The following is a 17,707-nucleotide window of genomic DNA, read 5'->3' on the forward strand; positions in this document are numbered from 1 at the left end:
GTCAGACCTCGTTGAGCAGTTTGGCGGCGTCCAGCGCCGAGCGGCCACGCGGGCCGTGGAAGTATTGGTGAATCCACGCGTCGTCGGTTTCCGAGACCTCGTCGATCGGCCCGGCGACCAGCACTTTTTTCTGCGCCAGCACCGCCACCCGGTCGGTAATGGTGTAGAGCGTGTCGAGGTCGTGGGTCACCAGAAACACGCTGAGGCCGAGCGCATCGCGCAGGGTCAGGATCAACTGATCGAAGGCCGCCGCGCCAATCGGGTCGAGGCCGGCGGTGGGTTCGTCGAGAAACAGGATGTCCGGATCCAGCGCCAGGGCGCGGGCCAGCGCCGCGCGCTTGATCATGCCGCCGGACAGCGACGCTGGATATTTGTCCGCCGCCGACAACGGCAGCCCGGCCAGCGCCAGCTTCACCGCGGCCAGATGCTCGGCGTCGTGGCGGCTGAGGCCGGCGTGTTCGATGAGGGGCAGGGCGACGTTTTCGGTGACGGTCAGCGAGGAAAAAAGCGCGCCTTTCTGAAACAGCACGCCAAAGCGCCGCTCGATCAACGAACGCTCATGTTCGGCCAGATTCGGCAGGTTCTGCCCGAACACTTTGACGACACCTTCGGTGGGCCGGTTGAGCCCGACAATGCTGCGCAGCAGCACCGATTTGCCAGTGCCGGAGCCGCCGACCACAGCGAGGATTTCGCCTTTGTACACATCCAGATCGAGGTTCTCGTGCACGCTCTGGCTGCCAAAGCGATTGCACAGGCCACGCACTTCAATCACCGCCTCGGAGGGCGCGCGGGGTAAGCGACTCACCAGCCCATCTCCATGAAAAACAGCGCAGCCACCGCGTCGAGCACGATCACCACGAAAATCGACTGGACCACGCTGGAAGTGGTGTGCGCACCGACCGATTCGGCACTGCCGCTGACCTTGAAGCCTTCCAGACAACCGATCGCGGCGATCAGGAAGGCGAAAATCGGCGCTTTCACCATGCCGACCAGAAAATGCTGCACACCGATATCCGATTGCAACAGCGAGAGGAACATCGCCGGCGAGATATCCAGCGACACCGCGCAGACCACACCGCCACCAATGATCCCCGAAAGCATCGCCAGAAAGGTCAGCATCGGCAGCGCCACCAGCATCGCCAGGACTCGCGGCACCACCAGCAGCTCAATCGGATCAAGGCCGAGGGTGCGGATCGCGTCGATTTCTTCGTTGGCTTTCATCGAGCCGATTTGCGCGGTAAACGCACTGGCAGTGCGCCCGGCCATGAGAATCGCCGTCAGCAGCACTGCGAACTCGCGCAGGAACGAGAAGCCGACCAGGTCCACGGTGAAAATCGTCGCGCCAAAACCGGCCAGCACCGTCGCGCCGAGAAACGCCACCACGGCACCCACCAGAAACGTCAGCAACGCCACGATTGGCGCGGCGTCGAGGCCGGTCTGCTCGATGTGCGCGATCATTGGCGTAATGCGCCAGCGCTTGGGCCGCAGCAGCCCGCGCGCCAGGGTTTCGAGGATCAGACCGACGAAGCCGAGCAGTTGCAGAGTGTCTTGCCAAACGGTGTCGACGGCGCGGCCGATGCGCGTGAGCAGTTGCACGCTGACGCTGACTTCCGGCTCCTTGAGCGGCACGCAGAAATCGCTCAGCGAGCAATACACGGTTTGCAGCAAGGCACGATCAGCCGCAGACAAGGTGCAATCGGGGTGTTCAGCGGATTTCCCGAGGCGTTCGGCGCCGAGCAATTCCACCAGCAACGAGGCGCCGGCGGTGTCGAGCGCGCCAAGGTCGTTGAGATCGATCGGGGTATTGGCGTCGTATTGGCCGTGAAGCTCTTCGCTCAGGTGCTTGAGCGCCGTGTAATGGGCGAGCGTCCAGTCGCCGCTGACCCGCAGGCGGGCAGGGCCGAGCGAGGTGTCCAGGCGGGCGCTGCCGGGCGTTGGGCTGCTGATCATAAGCTCCGTGCTTGTACGGCTGTTACGAGAGCCTACGTAATAGCACGAACCGGATTACTTTTCTTTGGCCGGTGTGCTGTCAGTGATGGCGAAGCGCAGCACACCGATCAACTGCCCATCCTCGGTCAGCACCCGCACCTGCCACTTGCCCGCCGGGTTGCCGGGGAAGTTCTGCTTGTGCGTCCACGCCCGGTAACCTTCCTTGCGCCCGCCGTGGATGTCGAGGGCGATGCGGTCGACCTCTTTGCCGTTGAATTGCCAGACGTGATAGATCCGCTCATCGAGACCGCGCGGCGCGTTGATCGCGGTGTAGGCGTAGAGCCCGTCGTTGCGGATCTGCTCGGCGCTGACGGTGTCGAGGCTGGCGCCCGGGGTGCGATCCTGCAACGTTGTGCTGATCGCCACATCGGTCATCCACAGCGTCGCCGGCGGCACCCACGAGCGCAGCACCCAGCCAACGCCGCCAATGCCGACGGTGATGCACAGAATGGCCAGGGCGTTGCGCAGCGTACGGATCGGGAAGATCGACGCCAGGCTCGGAAACGACAACAACACGGAAATGCCCAGCGCCCATTTGAAACTCTGCGCGGTGGTCAGGTGCATGATCACCGGTAACGCGGTGAGCAGGGCGGCGAACAGGGTCAGGGTGTGCAACGCCAGAAACGCCCAGCGCCGTGGCGCCAGCCATTTGTAATACAGCGGGTCGACGATGGAGATCAGGGCGGCGATGCTGAGCAGGCCGGTGAAAAAAAACTGGCCGCTGTTCCAGGTGGTGGTGATAAAGAAAAACGGCAGGACGAAAAACAGGCTTTCCTGATGGATCATCTGCGTCGCGTAACGCAGCAGCGGCTGGGGAATCTCGCGCTTGAAGATCCGCGTGAACAGCCCGGTCAGGGTGTTTTCCAGCATCAGCCAGATCCAGCTCAGCAGCATGATCACCGTGATCCAGCTCGCCAAACCCTGTTGGCGATCGACCAGCATGAAACTGCCGACCCCGGAGATAAAACCACCCAGCGCAATGACCCCGGGATAGCGCTTCATCAGTTCGAGGAGGCGCTGGACCAGGAGGGTTAACTTCGACATGTGGGCGGTTCACTGCAGGCTAATGAAATACCCCGACAGAGTAGCGTCCGCCGGGCGTTGTGGCGAGGTGGATGGTCGCTAAACCGACCTGTAGGAGTGAGCCTGCTCGCGATAGCGGTGCGTCAGTTGGCATGTGCATTGGCTGACACACCGCTATCGCGAGCAGGCTCACTCCTACAGGGATCGGTATTCGGCGGGTTTTCGGCGGTGATGCAAACGCCAGCCGATGAGGATCAACAACACCAGACCCAAGCCACCCGCACTCAACCACAACACCTGATCATCACCGATCAATGGTTTCTCGATCCTGAAATAGCCCGGCTGCAACAACAATTCGCGCATGGCCTTGTTCGCCGCCTCCAGCGTCACGCCTTGCAGTTCGCGGGCGGGATTGGCGAAGCGGCCATCCTGGTAATCGGCCAATGCGCTCCAGTAATAATCGGCCATCGCGCTGTTGCCTTGCACGGCCCACGCCTGATGGGCGATGGACGCCTGTTTGATTCGGGCGAAGGTCGTCGGGTCGAGGCCGTTCTTCAGCAGATCGGCCTTGAGATCTTCGAGCACCTGAATCGCTTCGTCGACGTCGTCGCGGTCCAGATCAGCGTTGAGGCTCATGAAGCCGACACCGCCAAACACTTCGCGCTCGGCCCACGGCCCGTAGGACAAACCGTGATTGAGGCGAATCTGCCGGTACAGCGCCCAGTCGAGGTAATCCTTGAGGATGTCGAAGGTCTGGTCGTATTGGTCGTCCAGCACCGGCTCCGGCACCAGCCAGTGCAGCTTGGCGTTGTCGCCGATAAAGCCGCGGGTGAGGGTGCGTTCATGGGCGGCACTGGCGCGGATGTCCGGCAGTGAACGGTGCTCGCTCGGGTCGACCGCTTCAAGCGCGCCCCAGGTGCGTTCGAGATAGGCCGGCAGCAGCTTGTCGAGTTCGCCAACCACGATCAAAGTCATGTTGTTCGGCGCGTACCAGGCCTTGCGAACCTTCTCCAGTTGCGCCTGGGTCAGGTGCCCGACCTCGGCGCGTTGCGGGCACTTCAGACCCAGCTCTACGGCCAGTTGATTGCTCGCGGAATGGCCCAGATCCTGACGATCGAGAAACCGTCGCAGCTTGGTGTAATGGCCACCGTCCTCGCGCTCGACCACGCGTTTGGCGGCGTTGATCGCGTTGTCGTCGATGCGCGTCTGGGTCAGCAGATCGAGCAACAGCTCGAGCACCTTGCGCTGGTTTTTCGCCGGCGCCTCGATAACGAAAGTGGTGTCGGCGTTGCTGGTGAACGCATTCCAGTCACCGCCCAGCGCCTGCATGCGTTCTTCCAGTCCGCCTTCGCCGGTCGCGTCGGTGCCGCTGAACAGCAGATGCTCAAGCAAGTGCGGCAGCTCTTTTTCATCACAATCGAAATCGTCGAGACCGACGCCTACCACCAGCCGGATCGCCACATGTCCGCGCTCGGTGCCGGGTTTGAGCAGCAACTGCAAACCGTTGGGCAGCGCATAGCCTTCGACCTGAAAACGATCCAGGGCGAAGGCGGGCAGGGAACCGAGCAACAGACAGGCGAACAACAGACAACGCATAACAGGCTTCCATACGGCTGATTTGGAGATCCGTGTCGTGGTCAGCCACCAGCGCGGGCTGACCCGACTCTACATTTGGAATGCAATCCCTGTGGGAGTGAGCCTGCTCGCGATAGCGGTCTCAAGGCTGAACCACTGTAACTGACTGACCCCAGCCCCAGACGTTCAAGGCGAATGCGTAATGTCGACCATATCATCCACCGCCAGAGCCCCGGTGTCGGCCGTTTCCAGCACCACGTAGGCGCTGCTGCAGAACAGCGAATTGAGCCGCTTCATGTCGGCAATCAATTCCAGGTGCAGCGAACTGGTCTCCAGGCTCTGCACGATCTTGCGTTGCAAACGGCTGACATGCGCATGGGCCAGACGCCGTTCCTGCGCGCGGAAGCGGCGTTTTTCGCGTAGCAGCTGCCGCGCGCTTTCGCGGTCGCCGCTGAGAAACACCGACAGGCCCAGGCGCAAATTGGCGATCAATTGCTGATGCAGCCCGGCCAGATCCTCCAGGCCTTCTTCGGAAAACGAACGCCGCTGCGACGTCTTTTGCTGCTGGATCTTGCGCAGCATGCGCTCGATAAGGTCGGCGGCGAGTTTCAGGTTGATCGCCAGCTCGATGATCTCGGCCCAGCGTCGGCTGTCCTGTTCGCCGAGGTCCTCACGCGGCATCTGCGCCAGATACAGCTTGATCGCGCTGTACAGCGATTCGATGTCGTCGGTGAGCCGGCGTATCTCCTGAGTGACGGCGGTCTGCTTGCCGCGCAGCACATCCAGGGTGGCGTCGAGCATGTTGTCGAGCAGGTCACCGATGCGCAGGGTTTCCCGTGCAGCGTTGGCCAGCGCCAGGCTTGGGGTCACCAGCGCGGTCGGGTCGAGGTGCCGCGGTTTGGCTGTGCCGTTGACCTCCGGGCGCTCCGGCAACAGCCAGGCGCACAACCGCGCCATCGGTCCCACGCTGGGCAACAGAATCAGGCAGCGCGCGGTGTTGTACAGCAGGTGAAAGCCGATGACCATTTCCTGCGGGCTGAAATCGAGGCTGTCGATCCAGTGCACCAGCGGATCGAGCACTGGAATGATCAGCAGCAGGCCGATCAGTTTGTACAGCAGACTGCCCAGCGCCACCTGCCGGCCGGCGGCGTTCTGCATGCTGGTGCTCATGAACGCGAGGATGCCACTGCCGATGTTGGCACCGATCACCAGCCCGATCGCCACCGGCAGGCTGATCACACTGGCCCCGGCGAGGGTGGCGGTGAGCAGCACGGCGGCGAGGCTGGAGTAGGAAATCATCGCGAACAACGCGCCGACCAGGGCATCGAGAAGAATGTCGCCAGTCAGCGAGGCGAAAATCACCTTCACCCCTTGCGCGTGCGTAATCGGCGCGGCCGCTTCGACGATCAATTGCAGGGCGAGAATGATCAGCCCGAGACCAATCGACACTCGGCCCATTTGCCCGAGCCGCGTCTGTTTGCGCGACAGAAAGAAAATCACCCCGAGGAAGATCAGCAGCGGCGACAGCCACGACAAATCGAACGTCAGCACCCGCGCCATCAGTGCGGTGCCGACATCGGCACCCAGCATGGTCGCCAGCGCTGGCGTCAACGCCATCAAACCCTGACCGACAAACGAAGTGACCAGCATCGCCGTGGCGTTGCTGCTCTGCACCATCGCGGTGACGAGAATACCGGCGATGAACGCCAGCCATTTCTTCGACATGTTCTGGCCGATGACATGTCGCAGATTGGTGCCATAAACCCGCAGGATGCCGGTTCGGACGATGTGCGTGCCCCAGATCAGCAGGGCGACGGCGGACAGCAAATTGAGCAGGGTGAGCATGCAGACCCCCTGTAGTAGCAGCGCCCCAGAGGGGCAAGTGGACGGCACCGCGCGGTTTCTACGTTCTTGATACTTAAGCTGTAGTTGGCGAACGGTCTCGGCGCCAGCATTGCACAGCTAAAGAGTGGATTGAAACAAAAGTGTCATGAAAATGGGGGTCATTCACATCGCCGAAACCGATGCAAATCTCTGTAGGAGTGAGCCTGCTCGCGATAGGGCATCAGCTTCAACATCATCGTTGACTGAAAGACCGCTATCGCGAGCAGGCTCACTCTTACAGGTTTGTGGCTTTGCAGGATCAATTGCTGAAGTGGTCCCGACCAACACTGACATCGATCAGATATTTCGCCGTGCTCGGGTCGCGCTCGTCGCACCGGGCGTAGCATTTGACGTTGAGTGCCAAACTATATTTATGAGGCACCAGCAGCATCACGAGTACGACTTGATCGAATAACAACTTCTGCAGAGCGCTTCTATCCGCTTCGTTATCGACTGAAAGCCACGCATTGTCTTCGCGATGTCGCGGCTGCCACCCAGACTCTTTCAGCGTCTGTTGCAAGTGCGCAATCAATCGCACCAATTGTTCGAATGAAACGGTCTCCAGCATTGGGGAGATGGTGATTGTTGAGACTTTTTCTTTTCTGTAACCGATAGCGCCAAACTTCGTAGGCGGCAAAGTGAATCCGTACCGGGGATCATCAAATTTCATTACCACCGGACTGCTGATCCAAGTGGAGTCCACCTCCGGCGGTTCACTTGGGTAATTTACCGTTTTCCGTAACACAGGAAACGTCGAATCTTGCACAACGCTTTGGTAAGGCTTGCCGATGTGGACATGCAAGATGTCCATCGGATAATGAAACGATGTGATGCAGAGAAGCAGCGCAAAAAACAGCGGTTTCTTCCAAAAGCTCCGACGAGTCGAATAGCGGATCCTCATTCGCTGTAGTAATCCTTTCCTACGCTGACATCGATCAGATATTCCGCCGTTTGCGGATCACGCTCATCGCACCGGGCGTAGCATTTGACGTTGAGCACGAGACTGTACTTATGGGGGATCAATAGCACCGTAACCATGACGTGATCAAACAACTCGGCCTGAAGCGTCTTTCGACTGGCCTCATCAGCCGTGTTCACCCACGGATTCGTCTCAGTGTTCCACTCTATCCAACCGGCGTTTTCTAACTGGCTCTGAAGTTGATCAAGCACGACCACCAATTGGTCGAAGGGCAACGTTTCGAGCATTGGAGAGGTGGTTATGTTCGAGACCTTCCCCTCGTCAAATCCGATTGAAACGAACTTGGTAAAAGGCAGCGTGAAACCGTGCTTCGGGTCATCGAAATGAATAATGACCGGTGTGGAAATCCAGGCTGAGCTGGGGTGCGGAGGATTCCCGGGGGTAAATCACAGTGTGAGCTGGCACGTCAAACGTTGAGTCAGCAACCGTCTCGTCGTAACGTTTGCCAATATGAACGACTAGATAATCCATCGGATAGTGAAAGGACGTCAGGCACACCAACAGCATGAAAAACACAGCGCTGTGCCAGCATCGACTGCGCCACTTGCACCGCTTTCTCATGTATAGCTTCGCTTACGGGTTCGGTACTCAATCACTGAAATGATCTCTACTTAGCCCAATGTCGATCAGATACTTGGCTGTTTCTGCATCCCGCTCGTCGCAACGTGCATAGCACTTGATGTGCATCAACAGGCTGTATTTGTGCGGAACCAGAAGAATGACCCCATCCGCCTGATCAAAAAGCTTCGCTTGTAGCTGTCGCTTTTCGTTATCGCTTTGCACTTTGATCCAATCATTGCCCTCAACGGGTTCAGGAATCCAGTGGGCATTCCTGAACATCGATTGCAGATCATCCAAAAGCTTCACCGTCTGATCGAAGGGAAGCGTTTCAACCATTGGGGACGTGGTTATGCCGTCTACTTTCCCTTTGGTATAGCCCACAGCCCCGTAGATGGTTTTGGGCAAAGTGAAGCCATGTTCAGGGTCATCAAAAGTGATCACGACCGGGCTGCTAATCCAGGTCGAGTCGACCTTGGGCGGGTCACTTGGGTACATGGCGGTTTTCCGCTCAACAGGAAAACTGGAGTCTTTGACGACTTCGGCATATGGCTTGCCGATGTGAACAACCAGCAGATCCATCGGATAGTGGAAAGACGTCAGGCATACCAACAGCATTAAAAACGCGGCTCTGCGCCAGCACGGACTGCGCCAGTTTTGACGATTTCTCATGCTCCGCTTCGATCCCGACCCACACTGATATCGATCAAATATTTCGCAGTTGTCGGATCTTGTTTGTCACAGCTTGCGTAGCACTTGATCAACAACAGCAAGCTGTACTTAATGACCAGTTCGTAAGATTTTCCAATATGAACGCATAGGGTCTTGGCGCCCCATGGCCACGCCATGACACCACCCAGCAAAATCGTAGCGGCGCCCATCGACAGCCAATGCTTACCTGCCAAAGCCGTCGACTTCCTCTGAGACGATTGAAAACGGTCAATCACTGAAGTGATCTTCACCAAAACCCACATCAATCAAATATTTGGCCGTATCAGGATTTCGTTCGTCGCAACGTGCGTAGCATTTGATGTGGAGGAACAGGCTGTACTTATGCGGAATCAACAGAATGACACCGTCCAACTGGTCAAAAAGCTTGGCTTGAAGGCGCACCTTGTCTTCTTGAGTTTCAGTCTTGAGCCAATCATTCCCTTCAACAGCTTCTGGCGACCAGCCTGCCTTTTTGAACGTCTGCTGCAGCACTCCCAGCAGATTCACTGCTTGCTCGAAAGGTAACGTTTCCAGCATTGGTGAGGTAGAAAGGGTGATCGCTTTGAAATCAGACCAGCCAATCGCACCGAATTTTGTAACGGGCAACGTGAACCCGTGTTGTTCGTCATCGAATGTGATGACCACTGGGCTACTGATCCAAGTCGAACTTGGGTGAGGTGGATCACCGGGATAGATGGCAGTTTTATCCGTCACAGGAAATGATGAGTCGCGCACGACATCGTCATATGTTTTTCCAATGTGGAAAGAAATTTGTTGCGGACCTCTTCCGAAATAGAAGGTTAGCGCGATAGCTCCCAATACGGCGGCAGCAGCAACGTAGAAACTGCGTCTATGCATCACTTAACCCCCCCGCCAGCTGCAATTTCTCGGATAGATTGCTCAAGTTTTGCGCGAGAGGACGGCTGTTTAAGCAGTTCGTTAAATTGAGTAGCAGCGCGCAGTACGAACTCCATTCGCTGATCCTTATCGGCAAGGTTAGCCAGCGGATTGCTGCCAAACGCGACTTTTCGACTGTCGGGCGCTTTACATTGGCTAGCGAGAGTAAGCTGGATCTCCTCGGCAGCACCTGGCAACAATCCGGTCACAACAGAAATCACGTCACCGCCATGTGTGCCTCGCATCAATAGGGCAAAGTGGGTTTCGTCGTACATCGCCGGCTGAAGGATGTTGACTTGTTCATGGAGCGCCATTTGCTCAACGCTACCTGAAATGTTCCCTTGATCAATGGCTTTGAAGGTCGCGTAAATCTCAGGATTATCACGGCCAAACTCTACCTTCTCAGCAATCGGCCACACTACATCCTTCCCAATGCCACGCCGGCTTCTCAAACACTTTTCCATTTCCTTGTACCCCCGCACCATGAAAAACCGGTGCAACGGATAAACGTCGAGAAACAGCGACGTATTACCCAGCGCCAACATCTCGTACACATAGTCGAGTTGCTGCTGAACCACTGAACGTGGGTTATCGCCGAAGGTGATGTCTTCGGTCGGCATCGGATTGGCCGCCCGAGCCTTGGCCAGCTCCTGCTCTGCCTCGGGATTGGTCTTGCTGAACTTGAACCCAAAGCCTTCGAACAGAGTTTCCGATGGTGCGGTTCGCAACTTTTCCTGTGCCGCCTTCTGTGCAGCGATGGCGGTTTGCAGTTTGGTGGCGTGAACCAATCCACACCCCACCTGCTTAAAAGCAAACGCGGCCAACCCCGCCCACTGAAAGCGGTTATCCGCCAGCCACAACTGCGCATACGCAGCGTTGATCTTGCGGTTGCGCGCTTGGGGGTCGGCAATGAGCACGCCGCCAGGGGCAACCCAGTCTTCGGCCTCCTTCTGGAAGCGCCGCCACAGGCAGTTGCAGGTCAGCAGCGGGACTTCGACGCGGGTTTTCGGGTTGGGGCCGGCTGTGCTGGTTTCCCGCTTGCAGGTGGGCAGCTCGCAGGTGCTGCCCCAAAGTTTTTTCATGTCCAGGTCGTCTGGAGCGATGCATTGTCCGGTCATTGTTTCTTCCTTGAAGCTCAGGCTGTCCAGCGAACGATGGCGAGATCGGGCTGCAGGGTCGCGACGCTCTGGGTCATGCCCTGCGCATTGGTCAGCCCTTTGACCACGCGGCCTTCGGCGGTTTCGATCTCGTAGCCTTGTTCAGCGATGGGTTCGCCGTTGCCAGCGCTGACGGCTTTGAATTCGACCAGGGGCTGGCCGATGATCGGCAATGGCGGCACGAACGGCGCAGGGGTGTGCGAGCTGCCGATGATCACGTTACCGGAGCCACCCACCACGACGCCGCCATGGCTGGCGGTGCTGTCGAGGGTCATGGCGTTCTTGCCGTTAATGAACACAGTCGATGAAAAGGCACCGCTGAGCGCCTGGCCGCAGGTGCATTTGTCGCCGAGGCGGGCAGCGGCGAGGCCGTTGAAAAAGACGTCGCCCGAACCGCTGGCAATCGGGGTTGGTGCCGTGGCCGGGAATCGGGCAAGTGGTCGGGTCCGTGACGCGCGCGGCGGGTTTTCCAGACATGAACGTTCCTTGTATGTCGTTGAGGCGAGCGGGGAAGCTAACGGCCAGAGCCTTGAGCGTCAACCGTTCTGCCCGGTAGCAACGACCTCGCACTGCTGCACAGGACAAACGCGGGAGCACCACAATCGAATGGCAGAACACAGAAACAAATGTAGGAGTGAGCCTGCTCGCGATAGGGCCATCAGCTTCAACATCGTTGTTGACTGACGGACCGCTATCGCGAGCAGGCTCACTCCTACAAGGGGTGATGCGTATGCAGTGGTTCTAGCGCAGTTTCACCGGATCCTGCTGCTTCTTCTTGCGGGCGATCGCGCCGCGCATTTTGATGTTGATCGCTTCGACCGCCAGCGAGAACGCCATGGCGAAGTAGACGTAGCCTTTCGGTACATGCACGTCGAACGATTCAGCGATCAGCACGGTACCGACCACCAGCAGGAACGACAACGCGAGCATTTTCAGCGACGGGTGCTTGTCGATGAATTCGCTGATCTTGCCCGACGCCAGCATCATCACCAATACCGCCACGATGATCGCCGCGACCATTACCGGTACGTGAGAAACCATGCCGACGGCGGTGATCACCGAATCCAGCGAGAAGACGATGTCGATGATCGCGATCTGGATGATGGTGTAGAGGAAATTGCCGCCCTTGCCCGAAGGCGCATCGTCGCTGTCCTCTTCGCCTTCCAGCGCGTGGTACATCTCTTGCGAGCTTTTCCACAGCAGGAACAGGCCACCGAAGAACAGGATCAGGTCACGGCCGGAAATGCCCTGGCCGAGCACTTCGAACAGATCGGCGGTGAGGCGCATGACCCAGGTGATCGACAGCAGCAACAGGATCCGCGTGATCATCGCCAGGGCCAGACCGAAGATCCGGGTGCGCTGCTGCATGTGCTTGGGCATGCGGCTGACCAGGATCGAGATCATGATGATGTTATCGATGCCGAGGACGATTTCCAGGGCGGTCAGGGTGAAGAAGGCAACCCAGATTTCGGGGTTGGTCAGCCATTCCATGTGTATTCCTTTGAGCAGTTGTTAAACCGAAAAAGGTCCGGGCTTCAAACCGCGAAGCCAGGACCCGAATCGGTGAGTCTTGGGCTTATAGAGTGCTGAACACCGGGAAAGTCCCCAACAGCAGCGCAGCAATCAGAATGCAGATACACACCAGGATCGCCCATTTCAAGGTGAAACGCTGGTGATCACCGAAATCGATGCCGGCCAGCGCCACCAACAGATAGGTCGACGGCACCAGCGGGCTCAGCAAGTGGACGGGCTGGCCGACGATCGAGGCACGGGCCATTTCCACTGCAGTGATCCCATAGTGACTGGCCGCTTCGGCCAACACCGGCAGCACGCCATAGTAAAACGCGTCGTTGGACATGAAGAAGGTGAACGGCATGCTCACCAGCGCCGTGATCACCGCCAGGTACGGGCCGAGGAAATCCGGAATCACCGCCAACAGGCTCTTCGACATCGCATCGACCATGCCGGTGCCGGACAGGATACCGGTGAAGATACCGGCGGCAAAGATCAGCCCGACCACTGCCAGCACGCTGCCGGAATGCGCGGCGACGCGATCTTTCTGCATCTGCAGGCACGGGTAGTTGACGATCATCGCAATACTGAACGCCACCATGAACAGCACCGGCAGCGGCAGCAGGCCGCCAATCAATGTGCACATCAGGCCGAAGGTCAACGCGGCGTTGAACCAGATCAGCTTCGGACGGCGCGCATCCGGGAATTGCGAGACGCTGATTTCGCTGTGATCGATCTCGTCGCCAACCAGATGCAACTCACCGAGGCGGGCGCGTTCACGTTTACCGTAGAAGTAGGCAATCAGCAGGATCGCCACGACGCCGGCAGCCATCGCCGGGATCATCGGCACGAAAATGTCCGACGGATCGACATGCAGCGCACTCGCGGCGCGGGCAGTCGGGCCGCCCCACGGGGTCATGTTCATCACGCCACCGGCGAGAATGATCAGACCGGCCATGATCCGCGGGCTCATGCCGATGCGGCTGTACAGCGGCAGCATGGCGGCCACGCAGATCATGTAAGTGGTCGCGCCGTCTCCATCGAGGGAAACGACGAGCGCCAGAACGGCGGTGCCGACCGAAACTTTCAGCGGGTCGCCCTTGACCAGTTTGAGGATCTTGCGCACGGCCGGGTCGAACAGGCCAGAGTCGATCATCAGGGCGAAATACAGAATGGCGAACATCAGCATCACGCCGGTCGGCGCCAGCTTGGTGATGCCTTCGAGCATCATCGGGCCGATCTTCGGCGCAAAACCGCCGAACAAGGCAAACAGGATCGGGATGATGATCAGAGCGATCAGCGCCGACAGGCGCTTGGTCATGATCAGAAACATGAACGTGATGACCATGGCGAAGCCAAGGAAAGTCAGCATGGGAAATACTCCAGGCGCAGCGCGGCGAGTTGGGTGAGCGGATCAGGCGCGATCAGCGCAGAACGGCAAACACGAAACGTACGGGCGGAGTGACAGCGAAGAGGCGGGTTGCAGAAGACATCAGAATCACCAATTGTTGTTGTTAAATGGGCCGGCGCGAGCGAGTCATCGCAGGCGTTGGCCAACCGGTCTGTTGCCGGGAGTGGGGCGATCCTAATCGCGGAAGCTTTCAGCTACCTTTCGCGGGGCAAAGCTTTGAATGAACGGTCATGCGCTCGCTGAAGCGGACTGTGAGCCAATAAACACGGGGGAAAGGCATATCAAGCGCCATCCCTTGCACAGCAGCGGCTGTCATTGCCGACACATCCGCTGATGTTTTAGCTCAACCCGTGCTGTTCAAAAAACCGACAGGTTCAACGGCCGCATCGCGCCCATCCAGATCGCATGGTCGCTGTGGTCGAGCAAATCATTGCCGGTGTCGGGGTGCAGAAATACCACCAGGCCGTGGCGGTTGAGCGCCAGCCACGGCAGGACCTCACCGAGCAATTGCGGGCCGAAGGCCAACTGGCAGCTCCAGTCCGGGTGCGGGCCGACCGGGCGCTCGTGGACACGGCCCATTTTCAAGGCAAACGTCTGCGCGGCTTCTTCGCACAACGCGCGCGCCTGGTCGATGGTATCGGCGTCGAAATAAACATGGGCGTGGTAACCCCTGATCGCGTGCATCGCAAATCCTCTGATCGGTTCGAACCCTCGGCGTTTTCCACCGTCACAGGCCATATGGGCCCAGAACAGGAAAACAGCCATGAAGAATGCCGAAACCCCGGCGGTGAAAGTGGTGCTCTATGGTGCCATGAGTAGCCTGGGCAGCGCGTTGATGGCTGAGCTGCTGCGGCGCCAGCACGAAGTCATTGCCATTCTCGACGATCTCACCGCACTGGCGCCACGCCCGGGTTTGCGCACCAAAACCGGTGATCTGTTCGATCCGGAGCGGGTCAATCAGAGCGTGGCCGGCAGCACCGCAGTCATCTGCTTACTCGATGCGCCGGGGTTGCCGTTCAGCAGCGATCACGTCGAGCGCTCGGTGGTACTCGGCCCGGTCGAACAAGTGCTGGCGGTGGACGCGCTGGTCGATGGGCTGCAACTGGCCAGTGTTGCACGGCTGTTTCTGGTGGGTGATTTTGCCGTGCTCGATGAGGCCGACGTCGATGATCGCCTGCAACGCCATGCTGCGGAAGAAATTCGCGAGGCACTGCAAAGCAGTGCGTTGCAGTGGACACTGGTCAACGCGCCCCATGGTGTGGCGGGGCTGACCATCGAACATTTCAGTCAGGTCGGCGGCAATCTCGAGCCGGGCCTGGCCGAGCCGCTGGAGCGCTTGAATCGCGTGGCGGTGGGGATTGCCGACGAGATAAGGCTGAATCTGCATATCCGCGAGCATGTGAATTTTGTCGCGGCGCTGGAATAACGCCTCAAATGGCAATCGAAGGCAGTGCCAGTCCGTTGAACGAGGCGGCACTGCTGGCCTGTTCGGCCATCAACCAGTCGACGAACAATTGGATCAGCGCGCCGCGACGTTTGCGCGGCGGCAGCACCACGTAATAACCAAGGCGTGACAGGGTGGTTTCGGCCAGCGGCCGACACAGCAACCCTTGCGTCAGCAAGTTATCCACAAGGTGCCGCCAACCGATCGCCACGCCTTGGCCACCGATCGCTGCCTGAATCAGCAGCGTGTAATTGTCGAAACGCAATTGTCCCGGCGCCGGCGCGGTGGCTAGGCCCAGCTCGCGAAACAGGCCACTCCAGTCGAACCAGTTGCTGCTGTTCTCTCCACGCAAGTGCAGCAGCGGGAACTCCAGCAATGCCTGTGCAGGCAGCGGTAGCGGGCGCCCCTTGAGTAACAGCGGACTGCACACCGGAAACACTTCCTCGCTGAACAGCCAGTGGCTTTCGCCCTGTTTGAAACGCCCGTCACCAAACAGCACCGCCACATCGATATCGGTGCGCAGCATGTTGTGGTTGCGCTCACTGGTCACCAGGCTGACATCGATATGCGGGTTGGCCTCGTGAAAACGGTGCAGGCGGGGCATCAACCAGTACGCAGCGAAGGCGAAATCCGTGGCGACTTGCAGCACTTCGTGTTGCTGCTGCGTGCTGATCGCGCTTAAGCCCGCATCGATGTTTTGCAAACCGAGGCTGACCTGCTCGAACAGGATGGCGCCGACTTCCGTCAACTCAATGCCGCGATAAATTCTATCGAACAAGCGCGTGCCGAGTTGTTCCTCCAGCCGTTTGATCTGCTGGCTGATCGCCGGTTGCGTGGTGCCGAGTTCGACCGCCGCCGCGGTAAAGCTGCGATGTCGAGCGGCAGCCTCGAAGGCGCGCAACAGGTCGAGCGACAGGTCACCCAAGGCTTCATACATAAGCTGTGCTTATCCTAGTCATTGTCTGGCGCAGGCTTTACCGAACAGAGCATGGACTCCATGCTCGATTGCAGCAATGTCGCATAAATATTCACTATGGAATGCCGCGATCACATGAAGCGCAAGAACATTCTTTTCATCATGGCCGATCAAATGGCCGCGCCAATGTTGCCGTTCTACGGCCCGTCGCCGATCAAACTGCCGAATCTGTCGCGCCTCGCCGAACAAGGCGTGGTGTTCGATGCCGCTTACTGCAACAGCCCATTGTGCGCGCCGTCGCGCTTCACTTTGGTCAGCGGCCAGTTGCCGAGCAAGATCGGCGCCTACGACAACGCTGCTGATTTTCCCGCAGATATCCCGACCTACGCCCACTATCTGCGCCGCCTCGGCTACCGCACTGCGCTGTCGGGCAAGATGCATTTCTGCGGGCCGGATCAATTGCACGGCTATGAAGAGCGCCTGACCAGCGATATCTACCCGGCCGATTACGGTTGGGCCGTGAACTGGGACGAGCCGGACGTGCGGCCGACCTGGTATCACAACATGTCGTCGGTCTTGCAGGCCGGGCCCTGCGTGCGCACCAACCAGCTCGATTTCGATGAAGAAGTGGTGTTCAAGGCCCAGCAATATCTGTTCGATCACATTCGCGAGGACGGCGACCAGCCGTTCTGCCTGACCGTTTCGATGACTCACCCCCACGACCCGTACACCATTCCCAAGGCGTTCTGGGATTTGTACGACGATGCCGACATCCCGCTGCCGGACACGCCGGACCAGCACGAACTCGATCCACATTCGCAACGCCTGCTCAAGGTTTACGATCTGTGGGACAAACCCTTGCCTGTGGACAAAATTCGCGATGCGCGCCGCGCCTACTTCGGCGCGTGCAGCTATATCGACGCCAACGTTGGCAAACTGCTGCAAACGCTCGAAGACACGGGGCTGCTCGATGACACCATCGTGGTGTTCTCCGGTGACCATGGCGATATGCTCGGCGAGAAAGGCCTCTGGTACAAAATGCACTGGTACGAAATGGCAGCGCGCGTGCCGCTACTGATCAGCGCGCCGGGGCAATTCAGTGCCGGCCGCGTCAGCGCCGCCGTGTCGACCGCCGACCTGCTGCCGACCTTCGTCGAACTGGCCGGAGGCACGCTCGAACCGGGCTTGCCGCTGGATGGGCGCTCGCTGGTTTCGCATCTGCAAGGGCAGGGCGGTCACGACGAAGTGTTCGGCGAATACATGGCCGAAGGCACCGTCAGCCCGTTGATGATGATCCGTCGCGGCGCCTATAAATTCATCTACAGCGAAAGCGACCCTTGCCTACTCTTCGACGTAGACAACGATCCGCGCGAACTGGAAGAACTCAGCCAGTCGCCACAGCATCGCCAACTGTTCGAAGACTTTCTCGCCGAAGCGCGGGCCAAATGGGACATTCCGACGATCCACGGCCAAGTGCTAGCCAGTCAGCGCCGCCGACGTTTCGTCGCGCAAGCCCTGACCCTCGGCAAGCTGAAGAGCTGGGATCACCAGCCGCTGGTGGACGCCAGTCAGCAGTACATGCGCAACCACATCGACCTCGATGATCTGGAACGCAAAGCACGTTATCCACAACCCTGCCAAAACCAATAAT

16 protein-coding genes and 1 pseudogene are annotated in these 17,707 nt (G+C 58.9%); 2 read left to right on the forward strand and 15 right to left on the reverse strand.

The annotated features are described in order from the left end of the window. Position 1: 1 nt before the first annotated feature. From V6F91_RS09565 to V6F91_RS09630, 14 genes and pseudogenes are all read right to left on the reverse strand, one after another. Positions 2-805, reverse strand: a complete 804-nt coding sequence (locus V6F91_RS09565) for an ABC transporter ATP-binding protein (RefSeq protein WP_332763801.1) — start codon at positions 803-805, stop codon at positions 2-4. Beyond that, positions 802-1,950: an ABC transporter permease gene (locus V6F91_RS09570; RefSeq protein ID WP_332763803.1), complete on the reverse strand. Its 1,149-nt coding sequence runs from the start codon at positions 1,948-1,950 to the stop codon at positions 802-804. The genes V6F91_RS09565 and V6F91_RS09570 overlap by 4 nt, the downstream gene beginning before the upstream one ends. Positions 1,951-2,004: 54 nt before the next feature. Continuing rightward, positions 2,005-3,033: a DUF5924 family protein gene (locus V6F91_RS09575; protein WP_332763805.1), complete on the reverse strand. Its 1,029-nt coding sequence runs from the start codon at positions 3,031-3,033 to the stop codon at positions 2,005-2,007. A 174-nt stretch (positions 3,034-3,207) separates the two neighbouring features. Beyond that, positions 3,208-4,608 (reverse strand): M16 family metallopeptidase, encoded by a 1,401-nt coding sequence (locus V6F91_RS09580; protein ID WP_332763807.1) that lies wholly within the window; start codon positions 4,606-4,608, stop codon positions 3,208-3,210. 165 nt (positions 4,609-4,773) lie between these two features. Then, on the reverse strand, positions 4,774-6,432 hold the full coding sequence (locus V6F91_RS09585) for a Na/Pi cotransporter family protein (RefSeq protein ID WP_332763809.1): 1,659 nt from the start codon (positions 6,430-6,432) through the stop codon (positions 4,774-4,776). 298 nt (positions 6,433-6,730) lie between these two features. Next, a complete protein-coding gene (locus V6F91_RS09590; RefSeq protein ID WP_332763811.1) occupies positions 6,731-7,372 on the reverse strand; it encodes a hypothetical protein in 642 nt (213 codons plus the stop codon). After that, positions 7,369-7,677, reverse strand: a complete 309-nt coding sequence (locus tag V6F91_RS09595) for a hypothetical protein (protein ID WP_332763813.1) — start codon at positions 7,675-7,677, stop codon at positions 7,369-7,371. Before V6F91_RS09595 ends, V6F91_RS09590 begins: the two co-directional genes overlap by 4 nt. A gap of 361 nt (positions 7,678-8,038) precedes the next feature. Beyond that, positions 8,039-8,680: a hypothetical protein gene (locus V6F91_RS09600; protein WP_332763815.1), complete on the reverse strand. Its 642-nt coding sequence runs from the start codon at positions 8,678-8,680 to the stop codon at positions 8,039-8,041. Positions 8,681-8,947: 267 nt separating this feature from the next. Then, positions 8,948-9,577 carry a hypothetical protein gene (locus V6F91_RS09605; RefSeq protein WP_042608274.1) on the reverse strand — a complete coding sequence of 210 codons (630 nt, stop codon included), beginning with the start codon at positions 9,575-9,577 and terminating at the stop codon, positions 8,948-8,950. After that, positions 9,577-10,734 carry a DUF2515 family protein gene (locus V6F91_RS09610; RefSeq protein ID WP_332763820.1) on the reverse strand — a complete coding sequence of 386 codons (1,158 nt, stop codon included), beginning with the start codon at positions 10,732-10,734 and terminating at the stop codon, positions 9,577-9,579. Before V6F91_RS09610 ends, V6F91_RS09605 begins: the two co-directional genes overlap by 1 nt. 17 nt (positions 10,735-10,751) lie before the next feature. Beyond that, a pseudogene (locus V6F91_RS09615) lies at positions 10,752-11,250 on the reverse strand (PAAR domain-containing protein). 264 nt (positions 11,251-11,514) lie between these two features. Continuing rightward, positions 11,515-12,264 (reverse strand): TerC family protein, encoded by a 750-nt coding sequence (locus V6F91_RS09620; protein WP_332763821.1) that lies wholly within the window; start codon positions 12,262-12,264, stop codon positions 11,515-11,517. Between the two features lie 85 nt (positions 12,265-12,349). Next, positions 12,350-13,657, reverse strand: coding sequence for a CitMHS family transporter (locus V6F91_RS09625; protein WP_039757164.1), 1,308 nt, complete (start codon positions 13,655-13,657; stop codon positions 12,350-12,352). Between the two features lie 396 nt (positions 13,658-14,053). Beyond that, positions 14,054-14,380 (reverse strand): DOPA 4,5-dioxygenase family protein, encoded by a 327-nt coding sequence (locus V6F91_RS09630; protein WP_332763822.1) that lies wholly within the window; start codon positions 14,378-14,380, stop codon positions 14,054-14,056. A gap of 79 nt (positions 14,381-14,459) precedes the next feature. Here V6F91_RS09630 and V6F91_RS09635 point away from each other — a divergent pair, with 79 nt between their 5' ends. Further along, entirely contained in the window at positions 14,460-15,122 is a 663-nt protein-coding gene (locus tag V6F91_RS09635) for an NAD(P)-dependent oxidoreductase (RefSeq protein ID WP_332763823.1), read from the forward strand. Between the two features lie 4 nt (positions 15,123-15,126). On the opposite strand, the gene V6F91_RS09640 is transcribed toward V6F91_RS09635, so the two are convergent. Continuing rightward, positions 15,127-16,077 carry a choline sulfate utilization transcriptional regulator gene (locus V6F91_RS09640; RefSeq protein WP_332763825.1) on the reverse strand — a complete coding sequence of 317 codons (951 nt, stop codon included), beginning with the start codon at positions 16,075-16,077 and terminating at the stop codon, positions 15,127-15,129. A 114-nt stretch (positions 16,078-16,191) separates the two neighbouring features. On the opposite strand from V6F91_RS09640, the gene betC reads away from it, so the two are divergent. After that, the gene (gene betC / locus V6F91_RS09645; RefSeq protein ID WP_332763827.1) at positions 16,192-17,706 is read left to right on the forward strand and encodes a choline-sulfatase; all 1,515 of its coding nucleotides are present in this window, start codon (positions 16,192-16,194) and stop codon (positions 17,704-17,706) included. Position 17,707: the final 1 nt, after the last annotated feature.

This window comes from Pseudomonas koreensis (genome assembly GCF_036668835.1).
Taxonomy (GTDB): Bacteria; Pseudomonadota; Gammaproteobacteria; order Pseudomonadales; family Pseudomonadaceae; genus Aquipseudomonas; species Aquipseudomonas koreensis_I.

Coding starts and splice junctions, on each gene's coding strand:
- V6F91_RS09570 (WP_332763803.1), bottom strand. CDS start 1,950: ATGATCAGCAGCCCAACGCCCGGCAGCGCCCGCCTGGACACCTCGCTC.
- V6F91_RS09575 (WP_332763805.1), bottom strand. CDS start 3,033: ATGTCGAAGTTAACCCTCCTGGTCCAGCGCCTCCTCGAACTGATGAAG.
- V6F91_RS09580 (WP_332763807.1), bottom strand. CDS start 4,608: ATGCGTTGTCTGTTGTTCGCCTGTCTGTTGCTCGGTTCCCTGCCCGCC.
- V6F91_RS09585 (WP_332763809.1), bottom strand. CDS start 6,432: ATGCTCACCCTGCTCAATTTGCTGTCCGCCGTCGCCCTGCTGATCTGG.
- V6F91_RS09590 (WP_332763811.1), bottom strand. CDS start 7,372: ATGAGGATCCGCTATTCGACTCGTCGGAGCTTTTGGAAGAAACCGCTG.
- V6F91_RS09595 (WP_332763813.1), bottom strand. CDS start 7,677: ATGCTCGAAACGTTGCCCTTCGACCAATTGGTGGTCGTGCTTGATCAA.
- V6F91_RS09600 (WP_332763815.1), bottom strand. CDS start 8,680: ATGAGAAATCGTCAAAACTGGCGCAGTCCGTGCTGGCGCAGAGCCGCG.
- V6F91_RS09605 (WP_042608274.1), bottom strand. CDS start 9,577: ATGCATAGACGCAGTTTCTACGTTGCTGCTGCCGCCGTATTGGGAGCT.
- V6F91_RS09610 (WP_332763820.1), bottom strand. CDS start 10,734: ATGACCGGACAATGCATCGCTCCAGACGACCTGGACATGAAAAAACTT.
- V6F91_RS09620 (WP_332763821.1), bottom strand. CDS start 12,264: ATGGAATGGCTGACCAACCCCGAAATCTGGGTTGCCTTCTTCACCCTG.
- V6F91_RS09625 (WP_039757164.1), bottom strand. CDS start 13,657: ATGCTGACTTTCCTTGGCTTCGCCATGGTCATCACGTTCATGTTTCTG.
- V6F91_RS09630 (WP_332763822.1), bottom strand. CDS start 14,380: ATGCACGCGATCAGGGGTTACCACGCCCATGTTTATTTCGACGCCGAT.
- V6F91_RS09635 (WP_332763823.1), top strand. CDS start 14,460: ATGAAGAATGCCGAAACCCCGGCGGTGAAAGTGGTGCTCTATGGTGCC.
- V6F91_RS09640 (WP_332763825.1), bottom strand. CDS start 16,077: ATGTATGAAGCCTTGGGTGACCTGTCGCTCGACCTGTTGCGCGCCTTC.
- betC (WP_332763827.1), top strand. CDS start 16,192: ATGAAGCGCAAGAACATTCTTTTCATCATGGCCGATCAAATGGCCGCG.